At 63.3% G+C, this 18,638-nt stretch carries 20 protein-coding genes; 19 read left to right on the top strand and 1 reads right to left on the bottom strand.

The window, feature by feature from the left end:
- Positions 1–173: 173 nt before the first annotated feature.
- From KUV74_RS12755 to KUV74_RS12685, 15 genes are all read left to right on the top strand, one after another.
- Positions 174–794 carry a riboflavin synthase subunit alpha gene (locus KUV74_RS12755; protein WP_108133095.1) on the top strand — a complete coding sequence of 207 codons (621 nt, stop codon included), beginning with the start codon at positions 174–176 and terminating at the stop codon, positions 792–794.
- A 154-nt stretch (positions 795–948) separates the two neighbouring features.
- Complete coding sequence (locus KUV74_RS12750) at positions 949–1,506, top strand: cytochrome P460 family protein (RefSeq protein ID WP_231498667.1); 558 nt, start codon at positions 949–951, stop codon at positions 1,504–1,506.
- 318 nt (positions 1,507–1,824) lie between these two features.
- On the top strand, positions 1,825–3,156 hold the full coding sequence (locus KUV74_RS12745; RefSeq protein ID WP_108133096.1) for an NCS2 family permease: 1,332 nt from the start codon (positions 1,825–1,827) through the stop codon (positions 3,154–3,156).
- Positions 3,157–3,289: 133 nt separating this feature from the next.
- Positions 3,290–3,835, top strand: a complete 546-nt coding sequence (locus KUV74_RS12740; RefSeq protein ID WP_108133097.1) for an adenine phosphoribosyltransferase — start codon at positions 3,290–3,292, stop codon at positions 3,833–3,835.
- A gap of 3 nt (positions 3,836–3,838) precedes the next feature.
- On the top strand, positions 3,839–4,315 hold the full coding sequence (gene gpt, locus KUV74_RS12735; protein WP_045994212.1) for a xanthine phosphoribosyltransferase: 477 nt from the start codon (positions 3,839–3,841) through the stop codon (positions 4,313–4,315).
- Positions 4,316–4,320: 5 nt separating this feature from the next.
- Complete coding sequence (ung, locus tag KUV74_RS12730) at positions 4,321–5,004, top strand: uracil-DNA glycosylase (protein WP_222516520.1); 684 nt, start codon at positions 4,321–4,323, stop codon at positions 5,002–5,004.
- A 160-nt stretch (positions 5,005–5,164) separates the two neighbouring features.
- Positions 5,165–5,794, top strand: a complete 630-nt coding sequence (gene upp, locus KUV74_RS12725; RefSeq protein WP_045994211.1) for a uracil phosphoribosyltransferase — start codon at positions 5,165–5,167, stop codon at positions 5,792–5,794.
- Positions 5,795–6,018: 224 nt separating this feature from the next.
- Positions 6,019–6,369 (top strand): hypothetical protein, encoded by a 351-nt coding sequence (locus KUV74_RS12720; RefSeq protein WP_222516519.1) that lies wholly within the window; start codon positions 6,019–6,021, stop codon positions 6,367–6,369.
- A 309-nt stretch (positions 6,370–6,678) separates the two neighbouring features.
- Positions 6,679–7,833 carry an ABC transporter ATP-binding protein gene (locus KUV74_RS12715; protein ID WP_222516518.1) on the top strand — a complete coding sequence of 385 codons (1,155 nt, stop codon included), beginning with the start codon at positions 6,679–6,681 and terminating at the stop codon, positions 7,831–7,833.
- A gap of 1 nt (position 7,834) precedes the next feature.
- The gene (locus tag KUV74_RS12710; RefSeq protein ID WP_222516517.1) at positions 7,835–8,938 is read left to right on the top strand and encodes an ABC transporter ATP-binding protein; all 1,104 of its coding nucleotides are present in this window, start codon (positions 7,835–7,837) and stop codon (positions 8,936–8,938) included.
- Positions 8,935–9,822, top strand: coding sequence for a carbohydrate ABC transporter permease (locus tag KUV74_RS12705; RefSeq protein ID WP_045994208.1), 888 nt, complete (start codon positions 8,935–8,937; stop codon positions 9,820–9,822). The genes KUV74_RS12710 and KUV74_RS12705 overlap by 4 nt, the downstream gene beginning before the upstream one ends.
- Positions 9,815–10,708 (top strand): carbohydrate ABC transporter permease, encoded by an 894-nt coding sequence (locus KUV74_RS12700; protein ID WP_124804854.1) that lies wholly within the window; start codon positions 9,815–9,817, stop codon positions 10,706–10,708. The genes KUV74_RS12705 and KUV74_RS12700 overlap by 8 nt, the downstream gene beginning before the upstream one ends.
- An 11-nt stretch (positions 10,709–10,719) precedes the next feature.
- Positions 10,720–10,992, top strand: coding sequence for a DUF2160 domain-containing protein (locus KUV74_RS12695; RefSeq protein WP_108133102.1), 273 nt, complete (start codon positions 10,720–10,722; stop codon positions 10,990–10,992).
- Positions 10,993–11,058: 66 nt separating this feature from the next.
- Positions 11,059–12,798: an ABC transporter substrate-binding protein gene (locus KUV74_RS12690; RefSeq protein WP_045994205.1), complete on the top strand. Its 1,740-nt coding sequence runs from the start codon at positions 11,059–11,061 to the stop codon at positions 12,796–12,798.
- A gap of 265 nt (positions 12,799–13,063) precedes the next feature.
- Positions 13,064–14,317 (top strand): uracil-xanthine permease family protein, encoded by a 1,254-nt coding sequence (locus KUV74_RS12685; protein ID WP_045994204.1) that lies wholly within the window; start codon positions 13,064–13,066, stop codon positions 14,315–14,317.
- Between the two features lie 310 nt (positions 14,318–14,627).
- Here KUV74_RS12685 and KUV74_RS12680 read toward each other — a convergent pair whose 3' ends face one another.
- Positions 14,628–15,209, bottom strand: coding sequence for a cupin domain-containing protein (locus KUV74_RS12680; protein WP_108133103.1), 582 nt, complete (start codon positions 15,207–15,209; stop codon positions 14,628–14,630).
- 175 nt (positions 15,210–15,384) lie between these two features.
- Here KUV74_RS12680 and mobA point away from each other — a divergent pair, with 175 nt between their 5' ends.
- Genes mobA through moaC form a run of 4 tightly spaced genes read left to right on the top strand, consistent with a single transcriptional unit; the run spans position 15,385 to position 18,637 of the window.
- Positions 15,385–15,996: a molybdenum cofactor guanylyltransferase MobA gene (mobA, locus tag KUV74_RS12675; protein ID WP_222516516.1), complete on the top strand. Its 612-nt coding sequence runs from the start codon at positions 15,385–15,387 to the stop codon at positions 15,994–15,996.
- A complete protein-coding gene (gene mobB / locus KUV74_RS12670; protein WP_222516515.1) occupies positions 15,993–16,562 on the top strand; it encodes a molybdopterin-guanine dinucleotide biosynthesis protein B in 570 nt (189 codons plus the stop codon). The genes mobA and mobB overlap by 4 nt, the downstream gene beginning before the upstream one ends.
- Entirely contained in the window at positions 16,559–17,809 is a 1,251-nt protein-coding gene (glp, locus tag KUV74_RS12665; RefSeq protein WP_222516514.1) for a gephyrin-like molybdotransferase Glp, read from the top strand. The genes mobB and glp overlap by 4 nt, the downstream gene beginning before the upstream one ends.
- Before the next feature lie 9 nt (positions 17,810–17,818).
- Entirely contained in the window at positions 17,819–18,637 is an 819-nt protein-coding gene (moaC, locus tag KUV74_RS12660) for a cyclic pyranopterin monophosphate synthase MoaC (protein WP_222516513.1), read from the top strand.
- Position 18,638 lies beyond the last annotated feature (1 nt).

Genomic DNA, 18,638 nt, shown 5'->3' with positions numbered 1-18,638 from the left:
ATAGCCACTGGCAAGGTCTTTCGAGGTAGGCGCCACGTCGTAGTGGATCCGCCCGCCGGACGCCGTGACTGGCGATAGGTTTTCTGAACAATAGCGCAAGCGTGGACCTTTGGAGGCACGGCTTCTAGACTGGGCCGGTTCGGGGAAGGCCCCGTGATGGCAAGGAGACAAAGATGTTCACCGGTATCGTTCAGGGCACCGCCGAGGTGGTCGAGATCAAGGAAGCGGAGGCCTTTCGCAGCCATCTGGTGCGGATGCCGCGTCACCTGTGTGAAGGCTTGGAGCTGGGCGCATCGGTGGCCCACAACGGAGTCTGTCTGACCGTCACCGATATCGACGGGGATCTGGTCAGCTTCGACCTGATGCGCGAAACCCTGCGGGTCACCAATCTCGGCGGTCTGAGCGTCGGTGATCGCGTCAACGTCGAGCGGGCGGCGCGCTTCGGTGACGAGATCGGCGGGCACGCCATGTCCGGTCACGTCATGGGGCAGGCGGAGCTGGTGGAACTCGACGAGGCACCCAACAACCGTCGCCTGTGGTTCCTGTTGCCGCAAGGACTCGAGCGCTTTGTCTTTGCCAAGGGCTACATCGGCGTGGACGGCATCAGCCTGACCATTGGTGAGTTGCGCAACGATACCCGGGGGCCGGCCTTTTGCGTCGACCTGATCCCGGAAACGCTGGCCCGTACCACACTGGCCGACCGTCGCCCGGGGGACAGGGTCAATCTCGAGATCGATCCCCAGACCCAGGCCATCGTCGAGACGGTAGAGCGGGTCATGGCGGCCAGGGGCTGAGCGTCGACAAGTACCTTTGCAGCCAAGTGCTGTAGCTTTGTGCCGCAGCGCCCGGACGGGCGTCGGCGGTGGTCTCCCTCGCTTGAGAAGCTGCTAACTTAACCGGATGTAACATTCCTTTAAGTGCACCGACCGTGATCAGCGAGGGACTACCATGAAAATGACAGCCAAGGCATTGGCGACAGGCGTGTGCGCCGCAGCGGCGTTGGGAATTGCCACGGCTGCCGTGGCCCAGGATCTGTCTCCCTGGGTGGACAGCGAGGGCACCATCTCCTTGCCGGACAACTTCCGCACCGAGATGGCGCATCTGGGCTCCTGGTTCGTACCCGAAGGGGACGCCAGTGGCTTCCATAACGTCTATACCGAGCCCGAGAGCGTCGCGTCCTTCCGCGAGAACGGGGTCTTCCCCGACGGCGCCGTGCTGGTCAAGGAGTTGCGGGCACACAGCACCGGCGACTACACCACCGGCGCCGGGGTGAGCTACGAGAACGAGACCATCAAGCAATGGTTCGTGATGGTCAAGGACTCCACCGACCGCTTTGCCGACAGCAATGGCAGCTGGGGCGATGGCTGGGGTTGGGCGCTGTTCAAGACCGATGATCCTTCCACCAACGTTTCGGCCGACTACAAGGCCGACTGTCTTGGCTGTCATGTCCCGGCCCAGGACAAGGACTGGATCTATACCGAAGCCTATCCGATTCTGGTAGAGTAGCGCGCCTTCGAGAGTCGCCGACATCGGGCGCGGTACGGCGGACTCGCCGTACCGCGCCCGATGTGCGTTTGGCCCCGGCCGATCGTCGAGGGCTGGGATGCCGCTTTATGGGGCGGGCAGCCTTGCTTGACGTGGTGGCGCTGGAGGTCGCGCGGACGACCCTGCGTGCTCCCTGTGCGTTGGCCAGGTTGTGCAGGATCGTCGTGATTCCCTGGACGGCCTGCTATATGGTGTCACTAGTCGCAGGGTGGCAGGGCGCGTTCGGCGAACTCTCGTCCTGGACACTCCCCTATTGACTCCACGTGCAGGACCCAGCGCATGTCCAACCAGCAGCCTGAACCGAGCTCCGGCAAGAGCCCGCTCGATCGCTTCTTCAAGCTCAGTGAGCACCGCACCACCGTCAAGACGGAGGTGATCGCCGGGATCACCACCTTCCTGACCATGGCGTACATCATCTTTGTCAACCCGAGCATCCTGTCCGAGGCGGGCATGGACTACGGGGCGGTCTTCGTGGCGACCTGTGTCGCCGCCGCGGTGGGCTGTCTGGTAATGGGGCTGTGGGCCAACTATCCCATCGCTCTGGCGCCAGGCATGGGTTTGAACGCCTTCTTTACCTACGGTGTGGTGCTGGGCATGGGCTACACCTGGGAGGCAGCGCTGGGAGCGGTCTTCCTGTCCGGTGTTACCTTCTTTCTGCTCAGCATCTTTCGCATCCGCGAGTGGATCATCAACTCGATTCCGATCACCTTGAGACTCGGCATCGCGGCGGGTATCGGTCTGTTTCTGGCCATGGTGGCGATGAAGAATGCCGGCATCATCGTCGACAACCCGGCCACCCTGGTGTCGGTGGGCGATCTGTCCGAGCCGGCCCCGCTGTACGCCCTGGCCGGGTTCTTCGTGATTACCGCGCTGGCCCATCTGCGCGTCACCGGGGCGGTGATGATCGGCATTCTGGGGGTGACCCTGGTGGCCATGCTGCTGGGCCACAATGAATTCGGCGGGGTGGTGTCGATGCCGCCGTCGATCGCGCCGACCTTGATGTCCATGGACCTGGCCGGTGCCTTCGACGTGGCCATGATCAGCGTGGTCTTTGCCTTCCTGTTCGTCGATCTGTTCGACACCTCCGGTACCCTGGTGGGCGTTGCCCATCGCGGTGGCCTGCTCGACAAGGACGGCAAGCTGCCGCGCCTGGGCCGTGCGTTGATGGCGGACTCCACCGCCTCCATGGCCGGCGCTGCCCTCGGTACCTCGACCACCACCAGCTATGTGGAAAGCACCGCCGGCATCGCCGCCGGTGGGCGTACCGGTCTGACCGCCGTGGTGGTCGCGGTACTGTTTCTGGCCAGCCTGTTCTTCGCTCCGCTGGCGGGCTCCATTCCGGCCTATGCCACCGCGGGGGCACTCCTGTACGTGGCGTCGCTGATGGCGGGAAGCCTTGCCCACGCCGACTGGGACGACGCCACCGAGGCGGCGCCGGTATTGATCGCCGCCCTGGCCATGCCGCTGACCTTCTCCATCGCCGAAGGTATCGCCTTCGGCTTCGTCAGCTACGTGGCGATCAAGGCCCTGTCCGGTCGCTTCAAGGACCTGAACGCCGCCGTGGTGATCCTCGGTGTGCTGTTCGCGATCAAGATGATCTACCTCGATTGAGCCCATCGGGCTGACCGGGGCTGGCTGACCAGGACCGGCTGAGCCGGCAGGTTGGCCAGCCCCGCCGTGCGGCGCCGAGACAAGGCGCCGCATGTGTCATGCATTCTTCTTTCGACCCCTAGCGAGAACCGCCATGAGTATCTACGGCGACTATATCAAGTCCGTCATTCGCACCGTTCCCGACTGGCCCCAGCCGGGTGTCAACTTTCGTGACATCACCCCGCTACTGCAGAACAGTGCGGCCTTTCGCAAGCTGATCGACAGCTTCGTGCACCGCTATCAGGAGATGGATCTGGACGCCATCGCCGCCATCGACGCCCGCGGTTTCATCGTCGGCGCGCCGGTGGCCTACGAGCTGGGCTGCAGTTTTGTGCCGGTACGCAAGAAGGGCAAGCTGCCGTTCAAGACCATCAGTCAGACCTACACCCTGGAATACGGCCAGGCCGAGGTAGAGCTGCACTCCGATGCCTTCCGCGATGGCGACCGTATCCTGGTGGTGGACGACCTGATTGCCACCGGTGGCACCATGCTGGCCGCGGCCGAACTGATCAGCCGCAGCGGGGGACATGTGGTGGAGACGTCTGCCATCGTCGATCTGCCGGATCTCGGCGGCTCCCAGAGAATCCGTGACGCTGGCCACAGCGTGTTCGCCGTGTGTTCCTTCACCGAGGACGAGTGACCCATGAGCAGTCAACGCTACCATCGCCATTTCGTGGTGTCCTGGGACCAGCTTCATCGCGACGTGCGCGAGCTGTGTCATCGCCTGATCGAGCGCGATACCAAGGGCATCATTGCGATCACCCGGGGTGGGCTGATTCCCGCCGCGCTGATCGCTCGGGAGCTCAATGTTCGCCTGATCGACACCGTCTGCATCAAGAGCTACGACCATATGGAGCAGGACAGCCTCGAGGTGCTCAAGGGCGTGGATCACGACGGCGAAGGATGGCTGCTGGTCGATGATCTGGTGGACACCGGCAAGACCGCGCGCAAGGTGCGCGAGATGCTGCCCAAGGCGCACTTCGTGACCATCTACGCCAAGCCCGAGGGTCGTCCGCTGGTGGATCAGTACCTCACCGAGGTCGCCCAGGACTGCTGGATCCAGTTCCCCTGGGACATGGGCGTGGCCTACGTCGAGCCCCTGGCGGACCAGCGGCGGTGAGCGACATGGTTCAGGTATTGCCCGACAGCTGGGAGCGCTGGCTCGGAGTCGAGTTCCAGGCGCCCTACATGCAGCAGCTCAAGGCGTTTCTGGCGGCAGAGAAGGCCGCCAGGAAGACCATCTATCCGCACTCGTCGGACTGGTTTCGGGCCTTCGAGCTGACGCCGCTGGACGAGGTACGAGTGGTGATCCTGGGGCAAGATCCCTACCACGGTCCTGGCCAGGCTCATGGGTTGTGCTTTTCGGTGCGCGAGGGCGTCAAGCCGCCGCCGTCACTGGTCAATATCTACAAGGAGCTGGCCCAGGACCTGGGGGTGACTCCGGTCAACCACGGCCACCTCGAGGCCTGGGCGCGCCAGGGGGTGTTGCTGCTCAACACCTCCTTGACGGTGGAGGAGGGCAACGCCGGCTCCCACCGGGGCAAGGGATGGGAGGCCTTCACCGACCGCGCCATCGAGACCGTCAACGCCGAGGCGCCGCCCTGTGTCTTTCTGCTGTGGGGCAGCCACGCGCGCCAGAAGAAGGCGCTGGTGGATCAGGAGCGGCATCTGGTGCTGGAGTCGCCGCACCCGTCGCCGTTGTCGGCCCACCGCGGCTTTTTCGGCAATCACCATTTCTCTCGGGCCAACGCCTTTCTCGCCGAGCACGGGCGGTCCCCGGTGGATTGGCAGCTGCCGCCGACTCCATGAACGTGTTGGGCGGACGGCGTGGTCGTCCGCCGGCTTTCGGTGCACGCTGCGGGTTAACCTGACGCGGCGTTGCAGGTAGAATGGCGCGCAATTTGTCGCCCGCGTCCATGCGACGAAGGTCGTCCAAGCACCACCTCCCGTTATCAAAGAGGACTCGCCAATGAGCGTCCATGCCATCGATCACCCCCTGGTCCAGCACAAACTCGGTCTGATGCGTGAAGCCGGCATCAGCACCAAGAGCTTCCGTGAACTGGCCGGCGAGGTGGCAAAACTGCTCACCTACGAGGCGACCCAGGACCTGGAGTTGCAGGACTATGACATCGATGGCTGGAGTGGCGAGACCATCACCGTCAAGCAGCTCAAGGGCAAGAAGGTCACCATCGTACCGATCCTGCGAGCGGGACTTGGCATGCTGGAAGGTGTCACCGACCTGATTCCCAGTGCAAGGGTCAGCGTGGTCGGTCTCTACCGCGATGAAGAGACCCTCGAGCCAGTGCCCTATTTCTCCAAGTTCGCCAACGACCTGGACGAGCGCATGGCGGTGGTCATCGATCCGATGCTGGCCACCGGAGGTTCCATGGTGGCCACCCTGGACATGCTGCGCGACCGTGGCTGCCAGTTGATGCGAGTGATCGTGCTGGTGGCAGCTCCCGAAGGCATCCGCCGCGTTCAGGAAGCCTACCCGGATATCGAGATCTACACCGCCTCGGTGGACGAGCGCCTCGACGAAAACGGTTATATCGTGCCGGGACTGGGCGACGCCGGGGACAAGATCTTCGGTACCCGCTAAGCACGCGATATCCCGCCAATGCCACGGCCAGACTATCCAGCGGTGGCATTTTACCCAGTGGTTTCATGCCTATGATCGAAAGCAGACATTTCAGGTGAAATGTCTGCTTTGCTGTGTCCGCAAGTCAGTTGGGCGGGAACGCAGTTCAGCCATTGTCCGTCTGGACAGACGCCGCGCTCTCGTTGTGGCTGTCGGTGGTTGATTCAAGAATCAAGGAGGCATGGATGAAGTTGTTGCGTGTGGCAGCTAGTGCTGCAGTAATTCTGAGTCTGGCGGCAAGCGTTCAAGCTGGGGTGATACGCCCCGACTGCGATGCTGAAAAGGTCGCCAAGAATGCGGCACTCGAGGCCACGGTGGGGGTGTCTGGTCGTTGCACCGCAGATCGCGCCGTGGAAAACGCCAAGGACAACGTCAATGATCGTGTCGATGACGCCCGGGACGGGGTCGCGGATCACGTCGACGATGCTCGGGGTGGGGTTTCCGATCGGGTGGATGCTGCACACGACAGCGTCGAGCGAGCGGGCGGGAAGGTCGATGATGCGCTGGATAAGCCAGTGCGTACGCTGTTGAACTGACGTCAGCGGGTTCTCCCGCCTCCGTCGTGCGCCCAATGTTCCTTTGCGAACATTGGGCGCTTTTTTTTTCTGGAAACAACATCTGCACCGAGGCTCAGCTATCAGGGCGGTGGCTTTTCGCATTAGACAAAAGTTGATGACATGGGAGAAGTAAAGCAAAAACAGAAAGATGGGAAATAAAAAGGGTGTCTTCTGGCGCGTGGTGGGCCCTTTCGTTTAAAAACATCACGGGCGAGTAGAGATTCTCTACTACCGTACAGATGACGCCCCTCGGAGACGAGGGGAACCTCTGCGCGAAAGAGTACGCCCATGTCCCTGATCCTCGACGGCGTCACCCGCAAGGTGGCGAGCGAGACCCACATCGATGACATCAGCCTGACCCTGGAGCCGGGTTCCTTCAATGTCCTGCTGGGCCGCACCCTGGCCGGCAAGACCAGCCTGATGCGCCTGATGGCCGGGCTGGACCAGCCGACCCGCGGGCGCATCCTGATGCAGGGTGAAGACGTGACCGGCAAGGGGGTTCGCCAACGCAACGTGGCGATGGTCTACCAGCAGTTCATCAACTACCCCCACCAGAGTGTCTTCGACAATATTGCCTCTCCGCTGAAGCTGGCCCGTGTCGCCAAGAGCGAGATCCAGCGACGTGTCCACGAGATCGCTGAGCTGCTGCACATCGAAGGCCTGCTCGACCGCCAGCCACTGGACCTGTCCGGTGGCCAGCAGCAGCGCACCGCCATGGCACGGGCGCTGGTCAAGGACGCGGACCTGGTGCTGTTCGATGAGCCTCTGGTCAACCTCGACTACAAGCTGCGCGAGGAGTTTCGCGAGGAGTTGAGTGCCTTGTTCGCCCGGCGTGACTGCATCGCGGTCTACGCCACCACCGAACCGGCGGAAGCGCTGGCGCTGGGTGGCAATACGGCAATTCTGCACGAGGGGCGCCTGGTTCAGCATGGCCCGACCGCTACGGTGTTCCGCCAGCCGGCCTCCCTGACCGCGGCGGAGATGTTCTCCGAACCCCCCATCAATGTGCTGGAAGGGCGCATCCGCGACGGTGAGGTCAGCTTCGACGACGAGGTGCACTTCCCGCTCGATGAAGCTCTGGCGGTGCTTGACGAGGGCGGCTACCGCTTCGGTGTGCGGCCGGCTCATCTGGCCATGCAGCCCCGGGCAGACGATGACCTGGCGCTTGACGTCAAGGTCGAGCTGGCCGAGATCAGTGGCTCCGAGACCTTCCTGCACGTGGGCAACGAGAGGATGTCGCTGGTGGCGCATCTTTCCGGTGTTCACAGCTTTCGTGTGGATGAGCCGATCACACTCTATGTACCGGTGCATCGCCTGTTCGTGTTCGACATGGATGGCAAGACCCTGCACGTGCCGCCGGAAGCCGGTGACGGAGGGGTGCGTCCGCCGCTTCCGTCTTCACGGCAGGCACCGCCGGCGTCGGCGTCAGGGGAGGAGCGCTAGCATGGCCGAGATTCGCCTTTCACAGTTGGCGCACAGCTATTCGGCGTCGCCTTCGAAGCGCAGCGACTACGCCATCGAACAGATGGAGCACGTGTGGGAGCAGGGTGGTGCCTATGCCCTGCTGGGGCCATCCGGCTGCGGCAAGTCGACCCTGCTCAATATCATCTCCGGGCTGCTGGTACCTTCCCAGGGCGAGGTGCGCTTCGACGGGGTCATGGTCAACGAGCTGCCGCCGGAAGAGCGCAACATCGCTCAGGTGTTTCAGTTCCCGGTGGTCTACGACACCATGACGGTCTACGACAACCTGGCCTTCCCGCTGCGCAACGTGAAGACCCCGGAGGAGCGGGTTCGCGAGAGGGTCGAGGAGGTCGCGGACATCCTCGACCTGACCGACCGCCTGGCCAGCAAGGCGCGCAACCTCAGTGCCGACGAGAAACAGAAGGTGTCCATGGGGCGTGGCCTGGTCCGTGATGATGTGGCGGCCATCCTGTTCGACGAGCCACTGACGGTGATCGACCCGCAGCTCAAGTGGAAGCTGCGGCGCAAGCTGAAGGAGATCCATCAGCGCTTCGCCATCACCATGATCTACGTGACCCACGATCAACTCGAAGCCTCGACCTTTGCCGACAAGATTGCGGTGATGTACGACGGTCGAATCGTCCAGTTCGGTACCCCGCGCGAGCTGTTCGAAAGCCCCGCCCACACCTTCGTCGGCTACTTCATCGGTAGTCCCGGCATGAACTTCTTCACGCCGTGCATCGATGGCGACAACATCCTGATCGACGGCCAGCTCCTCGAACTGTCCGCCGCGATGCACCGCTCGCTGCTTGATGCTCGTGAACGCAGCGACAACCTCAAGCTGGGCATTCGTCCGGAATTCATCGAGCTTGCCGAGGACGGCACGAGCGGGACCCTCAGCGCCGTGGTGGACCACTGCCAGGATCTCGGGACCTACTCGATCTTGACGCTGGCGCTAGACCAGGCGCGCTTCAAGGTGCGCGTGGAGGAGGGCGGGCTCGCGCTTTCCGGGCGCGTGTCGGTGCGTTTCCCAGAAAGATGGCTGACTTTGTACGTAGATGAATCCCGTGTAGAGGTGGCGTCATGAACAAGGTCCCCAACAATCGCGCCTGGTGGCTGGTGCTGCCGATGCTGGCGCTGGTCGCCTTTTCCGCCATCGTGCCGCTGATGACGGTGGTCAACTACTCGGTGCAGGACGTCTTCGACGCCAATACCCGGTTCTTCACCGGCACCGAATGGTTCGTCAAGATGCTCAACGATCCGGCGCTGCAGGCGGCGCTGGCCCGGCAGTTTGCGTTTTCGCTGACCATTCTGGCGATTCAGGTGCCGCTGGGGGTGGGAATCGCGCTGTTGATGCCCAAGCGTGGCTGGCGGGCGTCGCTGGTGTTGATTCTGGTGACCTTGCCCTTGTTGATCCCGTGGAACGTGGTGGGCAGCATCTGGCAGATATTCACCCGTGGCGACATCGGTCTGATGGGCTGGAGCCTGCGCCAGATCGGCTATCCCTACAACATCACCTCGAGTCCGCTGGACGCCTGGGTAACCATCGTGCTGATGGATGTCTGGCACTGGACCTCGCTGATCGCACTGCTCTGCTACAGCGGTCTGCAGGCGATTCCCGAGGCCTACTATCAGGCGGCGCGCATCGATCGCGCTTCACGCTGGGCGGTGTTTCGCTATATCCAGCTACCCAAGCTCACCAACGTACTGGTGATCGGGGTGCTGCTGCGTTTCATGCACTCCTTCATGATCTACGCCGAACCCTTCGTGTTGACCGGCGGCGGGCCGGGAAGCGCGACCACCTTCCTCAGTCAATCGCTGGCGATCATGGCCACCGCCCAGTTCGATGTAGGGCCTTCGGCGGCCTTTTCGCTGATCTACTTCCTGATCATCCTGCTGGTCTGCTGGGTGTTCTATACCGCCATCATGAATCTGCAGAAGGACCGGCAGGGAGGGGCTCGCCATGACTGATTCCACGCCATCCAGTCCCGACCAGGTGCGAAAGCGCGCGGAAAAGGAGGCGGCCCGCCGCCGTCGACAGGGCCGCTCGACAGGACGACGCTTTCGCAGTGGCTTCTTGATGCTGGCCTACATCGTGTTTGTACTGCTGCCAATCTACTGGCTGGTCAACATGTCGCTGCAGACCAATAGCGAGATCCTCGGCGAGCTGACCCTATGGCCGCAATCGCTGACCTTGGCCAACTACGCCAAGATATTCACCGACCCGAGCTGGTACATGGGTTACGTCAACTCGATCACCTATGTGTTGATGAACATGGCGATCAGCATGAGCGTGGCGCTGCCGGCGGCCTATGCCTTCAGTCGCTACCGTTTCATCGGTGACAAGCACCTGTTCTTCTGGCTGTTGACCAACATGATGGCGCCACCGGCGGTGTTCCTGCTGCCGTACTTTCAGCTCTACTACACGGTGGGCCTGTTCGATACCCACATCGCCGTGGCGCTGGCCCACTGTCTGTTCAATATTCCGCTGGCGGTATGGATCCTCGAAGGCTTCATGTCCAGCGTGCCCAAGGAGATCGACGAGACCGCCTTTATTGATGGTTACAGCTTCCCGCGCTTCTTCGTCCAGGTGTTCATTCCGATGATTCGCTCCGGCATCGGCGTGACGCTGTTCTTCCTGTTCATGTTCTCCTGGGTCGAGCTGTTGCTGGCACGCACTCTGACCTCCACCGAGGCCCAGCCCATCGCCTCGGTGATGACGCGAACCTCGACCGCCTCGGGCATCGACTGGGGCACCCTGGCGGCGGCCGGGGTACTGACCATCGTGCCAGGCATCGTGGTGGTGTTCTTCGTGCGCCATCACATCGCCAAGGGCTTTGCCCTGGGCCGGACCTGAGGAGCACCGACATGGACTGGATGGTATGGACCCTGCCCACGGCGATCTTCTTTGGTGTCATTGCGCTGTTGCTGGTGGTCATGACGACCTGGGAGCTGGTATCGCCGACGCGGGAACGGCGCGGTTTTCTGCCGATCAGCACCACCCGGGGGGACCGTTTCTTCATCGGCATGCTGTCGGCGGCCTACATCCATCTGGCGGTCGTGGGCTTCACCAGCCTGAGTCTGTGGCTGGCGCTGGGCGTATCGGTGGTGTGGATGCTGGTCCTGCTGCGATGGGGCTAGCGGGGGCCAGGCTCCCTTCGACGACAACGATCGACCTGACGGTCGACGACAACAATAGAGGTGACCATGAACGCTAGACTCAAGCTGACCAGACTAGGTGCTGTGGGGCTATTGCTGCTCAGCGGCGGCGCCCTGGCCCAGGACGATCGAACGGCGGTGATCGAGCGCCTGGCCGACGAGGTGTTCAAGGACTCGACCCTGAGCCGCGAGGAACGCATCGCTGAACTGGAATGGTTTGCCAAGGCTGCCGAGCCGTTTGAAGGCATGGAGATCAACACCGTCGCGGAGGGCCTGACCACCCACACCTGGGAGCGCGACGTGCTGGCGCCGGCGTTTACCGAGCTGACCGGTATCGAGGTCACCCACAACATCATCGGCGAAGGTGATGTGGTGCAGAACATGCAGACCCAGATGCAGTCTGGGCGCAATATCTATGACGCCTACGTCAACGACTCGGACGCCATCGGTACCCACATTCGCTACGGCTCGACCATCAACCTGAGCGAGGCCATGGCCAACGAGTGGAAGGACCTGACGCTGCCGACCCTCGATCTGGACGACTTTATCGGTATTCAATACACCACCGGGCCCGACGGCAGCATCTATCAGCTACCCGATCAGCAGTTCGCCAACCTCTACTGGTTCCGCTATGACTGGTTCCAGCGCGATGACCTGAAGGCACAGTTCAAGGACATCTACGGCTATGACCTGGGTGTGCCCACCAACTGGACCGCCTATCAGGACATCGCCGAGTTCTTCAGCGAGCACGTCGGCGAGATCGACGGTCAGAAGGTCTACGGCCACATGGACTACGGCCGTCGGGATCCGTCGCTGGGGTGGCGCTTCCATGACTCCTGGCTGTCCATGGCCGGCATGGGCAGTCCCGGGGTGCCGTTCGGCAACCCGGTAGACGACTGGGGCATTCGGGTCGATGAAGAGAGCCACCCGGTGGGGGCCAGCGTCAGCCGTGGCGGCGCCACCAATTCACCGGCCTCGGTGTTCGCCGTCACCAAGATGGTGGAGTGGCTTCGAGACTATGCGCCGCCCGAAGCCCAGGGCATGACCTTCGGCGAGGCCGGGCCGGTGCCGGCCCAGGGCAACGTGGCCCAGCAGATGTTCTGGTACACCGCCTTTACCGCCGACATGGTCAGTCCCGATGTGGCGGTGACCGACGATGAGGGCAATCCCAAGTGGCGCATGGCGCCGTCTCCCACCGGCCCGTACTGGGAAGAGGGGATGAAGGTCGGCTATCAGGACGTGGGGGCCTGGACCTTCTTCGATTCGACGCCGGAGGATCGGCGCAGCGCAGCCTGGCTGTTTGCCCAGTTCACCGTGTCCAAGACCGTCTCGCTGGAGAAGCTGATGGCGGGGCTGACGCCGATCCGCCGGTCCGACATCTTCTCTGACCAGATGACCGAGATGGCGCCGAAGCTGGGTGGCCTGGTGGAATTCTACCGCAGTCCCAACGAGTCCAACTGGACGCCTACCGGCACCAACGTGCCTGACTATCCGCGCATGGCGCCGCTGTGGTGGCAGAATCTGGCCCCCGCGGTCAATGGCGACATCTCCGCCCAGGAGGCCTTGGATAATCTGGCCGGTGACCTCGACAACATCATGGCGCGTCTGGCGCGGGCCAAGGTGTTTGCCACCTACGCGCCGGTGCTCAATGAACCCAAGGACCCCGAAGAATGGTTGAGCCAGCCCGGCGCGCCCAAGGCCAAGCTGGACAACGAGATGCCCCAGGGCACCACGGTGCCCTACGAGCAGATGATGGAGGAATGGATGTCGGCCGGTACCCGTGAGTAGGACGGGGACCTGTGCGCAGGTGACGGCGCTTCGCAGGTCGCCTTTCGTGCATGGCCCCTGATGTGCAGGACGCCGGGCCCTCGCTGGAGACAGCGGGGGCCCGGTGTCTTGTGGGCAATACATGGCGCCGGCTGGATAGCACAGGCTGGATGAGAGGAGCGTCTGCCAAGCGTTGGCGGTGGCGTCGAAAGACGCGCAAAATTTTGCCGAAACGTTGCGCGTGCGTTGGTACCATAGCCGGCGTTTGTCCACCGCGGAGCCCTCCATGTCAGACCCCTCGTCCTCTTCCTCGCCCGTCGCCCCATCGGCGGATTCCTTGCCTCGGCTGGCGCTGGTCGGTGCCCAGATGCTGTTCGTGGCGTTCGGCGCCCTGGTGCTGGTGCCATTGCTGACCGGCCTCGATCCCAACGTCGCCATGTTCACCGCCGGTATCGGCACCCTGGTGTTCCATCTGACCACGCGTCTGACGGTTCCGGTGTTTCTGGCGTCGTCCTTTGCCTTTATTGCCCCTATTCAGGGCTCCATCGCCCACTTTGGTGTCTCCGCCACCCTGGGCGGGCTGATCGCTGCCGGTTTCGTCTACGTGGCGATCTCCCAGGCGGTTCGGCTGAAGGGGACGGGGTGGCTGCATCGGCTGCTGCCGCCGGTGGTGGTAGGACCGGTGATCATGGTCATCGGTCTGGCCCTGGCACCGGTCGCGGTGAGCATGGCCACCGGCGAGAACAGCGAGACCATCGGTTACACCCAGGCCATGGTGCTGTCCATGTCGAGCCTGCTGGTGACGCTGATCCTGGCGGTCTTCGGGCGCGGTCTGTTGCGCCTGGTGCCGATCATGGGGGGGATCGTCACCGGCTATCTGATGGCATTGCTGATGGGGGTGGTCGACTTCAGCCCGGTACGTGAGGCGGCCTGGCTGGCGTTGCCATCCTTCACCGCGCCGAGCTTTCACTGGGCGGCGGTCCTGTTCATGATCCCTGTCGCCATCGCGCCGGCGGTGGAGCATATCGGTGACATGGTGGCGATTGGCTCGGTGACCCGACGCAACTACCTGGAGAAACCAGGCCTTCATCGCACCCTGTTGGGCGACGGCCTGGCGACCATTTCGGCGGCGCTGTTCGGTGGGCCGCCCAACACCACCTACTCGGAGGTCACCGGGGCGGTCACCCTGACCCGCGCCTTCAATCCGATGTTCATGGTGTCCGCCGCACTGGTAGCCATCACTCTGGCCTTCGTTGCCAAGCTGGGGGCAGTATTGCAGACCATTCCTACCCCGGTGATGGGCGGGATCATGACCCTGCTGTTCGGCTCCATCGCGGTGGTCGGCATGAATACCCTGGTGCGCGCCGGCAAACCCCTGACCGCCCCGCGTAACCTGGTGGTGGTCTCGCTGATCCTGGTGTTCGGCATCGGTGGGATGCAGTTCGGCGATGGCCAGTTCGCCCTGCAGGGGGTCAGCCTCGCCGCCTTGATCGGCATCGCCCTCAACCTGGTGTTGCCCCGGGCCAGCGAGGACGAATGAACCCTGCTATTACCATGGCCCGGCGCGACAGCCGGGCCATCGGCTGTTGGCGACAGGGCACTGACGATCATGCCCTGTCGTCGTCTTTCATCAATGGTGCAGCTGCTTGCCTACAGGTTCACTCAATGATGTAGCTGCTCTCCACCGTCGGAAAAGGTGGGGGGACGGGTGTTGGCGACAGGGCGCTGACAATCATGCCCTGCCGTAGTCTTTCATCAATGGTGCAACTGCTCTCCACCATCGGAAAAGGTGGGGGGGGGCAGGTGTTGGCGACAGGGCACTGACAATCATGCCCTGTCGAAGGCATTTCTCAATGGTGCAGCTGCTCTCCGCCATCGGAAAAGGTCGGGGGAGTGTTCGCACTGACAATCACGCATTCCTGATCCCCCAGGTTGCGAAACCGATGGGGCAGGCGTGAGTCGAAGTAGTAGGCGTCGCCGGGGCCGAGCAGACCTGTCTCGCCGTTGACGGTGATCTCGATCTCGCCGGTGATGATGACGCCGCCTTCCTCGCCGTCGTGTTCAAGCATCTCTTCGCCGGTATCGGCTCCGGGCGGATAGCGCTCGTGGAGCACCGACATGCGTCGGTCCGGGCGTCTGGCCGCGACAAGCCGCCAGGACAGATGGCCATCGCCGATCTCGGTGAGCTCCGCGGCACGATAGAAGGGGCTGGGGTGGTTCGGTTCGTCACCCGCGAAGAAAGCGCTGATCGATACCGGCAAGGCGTCAAGAATCTTCTTAAGCGAGCTGACCGATGGGCTCACATTGTTAAGCTCAATCAGCGAAATGGTGCTGTTGGTCACGCCGGCTCTTTTCGCCAGTTCGCGTTGAGAAAGCTGCTTTTCCTGTCGTAGTTGGCGCAATCTGGCGCCGACGTCGAAACTGTCTTCCATCCTGTTTCCCGTCTCGGCAAAGCCGATGTTGTGCATAATGATGGACACATGATACCCGCTAACGTCGCTGTCCGACATCCCTGGCGTCTACTGTCTACCCCGATACGCTCATGGCAGCCTGCGGGTGGCTAAGGCATCATGGAGGATGCTGTCGACGACCAATAAAAGAGGTGCAATGGTGGCGAGGCTGGACGCGAAGGAGATAAGCGGCGTGGTTTTGGCGGGAGGCCAGGGGCGACGCATGGGGGGAGTCGACAAGGGGCTGGTGCCGTTCGACGGCAAGCCGCTGGCGGCGCACGCCGTTGCCTGTCTGAAGCCCCATGTGGCTAGCGTGATGATCAATGCCAATCGCCATCTGGACGAGTACGCGACTCTCGCCGATCGAGTGGTCGAGGATCACCAGGCGGGTTACCACGGCCCCTTGATGGGCATCTACAGTGGTCTGGTCGCGTCCTCTACGCCCTGGGTGGTGGTGGTGCCCTGTGACAGCCCGGCGCTGCCCGCCGATCTGGTGCCCCGGCTGGTGGCTGGCTGGCGCGATGGGCTGGATATTGTCGTCGCCCATGACGGTGAGCGGCTGCACCCCGTGGTGGCGTTGCTGTCCCGTCACCTGCATGAGGATCTGGCGGCGGTACTGGAGCAGGGCGAACGCAAGATCGACCGCTGGTACGATCGCCACCGCTGGGATCGGGTCGACGTCAGCGACTGCGCTGCCGCCTTCGCCAATCTCAACACCGAAGAGGAAAGGCGACGGCTGGAGGCGTGTCGCCAGGAGCGTGACTCATGACGCAGGCGCTGAGCTTGCGCCCCGATCAGCCGCTGTTGGGTATCGCCGCCTGGAGCGGGACCGGCAAGACCACCCTGCTCGAACGTCTGGTACCGATGTTGAAGGGCGCCGGGCTCAAGGTGGCGGTGATCAAGCACGCCCACCACCGCTTCGAGGTAGACCAGCCTGGCAAGGACAGTCATCGCCTGCGTATGGCGGGGGCCGAACCTATCCTGATCGCCTCCCGCGCCCGGCTGGCATTGATGATGGAGACGCCGGGCGGCGAAGAGGCCGATCTGGCAACCCTGCTGGCCATGGTCGCGCCGCTGGAACCGCAGCTGGTGCTGGTCGAGGGCTTCAAGGACTGGCCTTTACCCAAGCTGGAGCTCCATCGGCCGGCGCTGGAAAAGCCGCTGATGGCGGAAGACGATCCATGGATTCAGGCCGTCGCCAGTGACGCCCCCCTGGCGGCCAGGGGCGATGTGCTCGATCTCAATGATCATGACGCCATCGCCGCCTGGGTCCAGGCCTGGGTGAGGCGATGGCCCGAATGGCTTGTCGCGCACCAGGGAGGAGAACCGTCATGACAACGCTCTCCTGTTTCGATCTTGGTGAGCGCATGCTCGGCGTCGAGGAGGCGCGCGATGCCCTGTTGACGCTGGTGGCTGGTCGCCTGGCGGCGGAAAAGGTGCCCCTGGCCAGGGCCCACGGCCGAGTGCTGGCCGAGGCGGTAGAAGCGCCTTTCGATGTGCCCGGGCATACCAACTCGGCGATGGATGGGGTGGCGCTCAACTGGTCGACCGAGGACCCCGGCGAGGTCTTTCTCCAGGTGGGAGAAGCCCTGGCGGGGCAGCCTTTTCAGGGTCGCCTGGGCGACGGTGAGTGTATTGCCATCACCACGGGGGCGCCCTTGCCGCCAGGGGCCGACACCGTGGTCATGCTCGAACAGCTCGAGCGAGATGGCGATCGTGTGAGGGTGACACGCGCCGACAGCGTCAAGCAGGGGCAGAACGTGCGCCAGGCGGGCGAGGATCTGCGTGTCGGCCAGGTGGCCATTGCAGCAGGCAGGCGCCTCGAAGCCGCCGCGCTTGGCCTGTTGGCGTCTCTCGGGCAGGCCGAGGTCCGGGTGCGGCGACGTCCTCGGGTAGCCGTGTTCTCCACCGGCGATGAGGTCACGGCACCCGGTGAGGCACGCGCCCAGGCGGCGATCTATGATGCCAACCGCTATTCTCTGATGGGGTTGTTGCAGGAGCATGGCGCCGAGGTAATCGATCTCGGCATCGTCGCCGATGACACCGACGCCCTGGTCGAACAGCTCGCTGACGCCGCCCGGACCGCGGATCTGGTGGTCTCCAGTGGCGGAGTGTCGGTGGGACAGGCCGACCACACCCGGGAAGCGGTGGAGCGTCTTGGCAGGTTGACCCTGTGGCGGATCGCCATGCGGCCAGGCCGGCCCATGGCATGTGGGGTGATTGGCCCCGACGAGACACCCTTGCTGGGACTGCCGGGTAACCCGGTGGCCTGCATGGTGACCTGTCTGGTGTTTGTGGTGCCGATGCTGGCGGCTCTGGAAGGGCGCTCACCCACTCAGCCACGCTGGAAGGCCGTGGCCGGTAGCGCCTTTCGCAGCAGGGTCGGACGTACGGACTACAGTCGCGGTGTCTTTCACTGTGATGCGGACGGGACCTTGCGGGTGGTCAATACAGGCAATCAGGGTTCCGGTATTCTGTCGTCCATGGTCTCGGCCAATTGCCTGGTCGAGATTCCCGAGGATACGGACTCGGCGTCCATCGATGATATCGTGATGGTACTCCCTCTCTTTCGATTTTCCTGAGGCTTGAACATGACGCTTTCCCATCTCAACGCACGCGGCGAAGCCAACATGGTCGATGTCGGCGACAAGGCAGCGACCCGACGGGAGGCGACGGCGACCGGAAGCATCTCCATGGCGCCGGAGACTCTGGCGCTGTTGAGCGATGGCAAGTTGCCCAAGGGCGACGTGCTGGCGACCGCCAGGATTGCCGGTATTCAGGCCGCGAAACGCACCCACGAGCTGATCCCGCTTTGCCACCAGCTGGCGTTGTCCAAGGTCAGCGTCGACTTCGAGATCGACGCCGAATCCAGCTGTGTCAGGGTGTCCGCCACCTGCCGTCTGACCGGACGGACCGGGGTCGAGATGGAAGCCCTGACGGCCGTATCGGTGGCCTGTCTCACCCTTTACGACATGTGCAAGGCGGTGGACAAGGAGATGGAGATCGGCGAAATCCACGTGGATGCCAAGCAGGGCGGCAAGTCCGGTGACTATCTGCGTCGGAACGCGACCGCGACCGCTGCGACGGCAACGCCGATCGTGACCAGCCCCGAGAACAGCCCGGCGTTGACCCTGGGGCTTGCGTCCGCCGCGGAGCAGTGTGTCAGGGTGAAGTGCCTGGCTGAACTGCGCGAAAGGCTTGGCGTCGGTGAAGCATCGGTGCCCCTGGACAGGTTGCCCAGTGCCGATGTTGCCGGTCTCAAGCAGGCACTGAAGACCCTGGATGATCGCTTCAAGGGGCTGGATGAAGGGCGTGTGCTGTGCGCCGTCAATCAGGTGATGGCGAGCGACGGTACCCGTCTGACCTGTGAGGACGAGGTGGCCTTCTTCCCGCCGGTGACAGGAGGCTGAT

This window comes from Halomonas sp. DP1Y21-3 (assembly GCF_019801245.1).
Lineage (GTDB): Bacteria > Pseudomonadota > Gammaproteobacteria > Pseudomonadales > Halomonadaceae > Halomonas > Halomonas litopenaei.
Note: the sequence above shows the minus strand (reverse complement) of the source record. Positions and strands in the feature narration are given on the sequence as shown.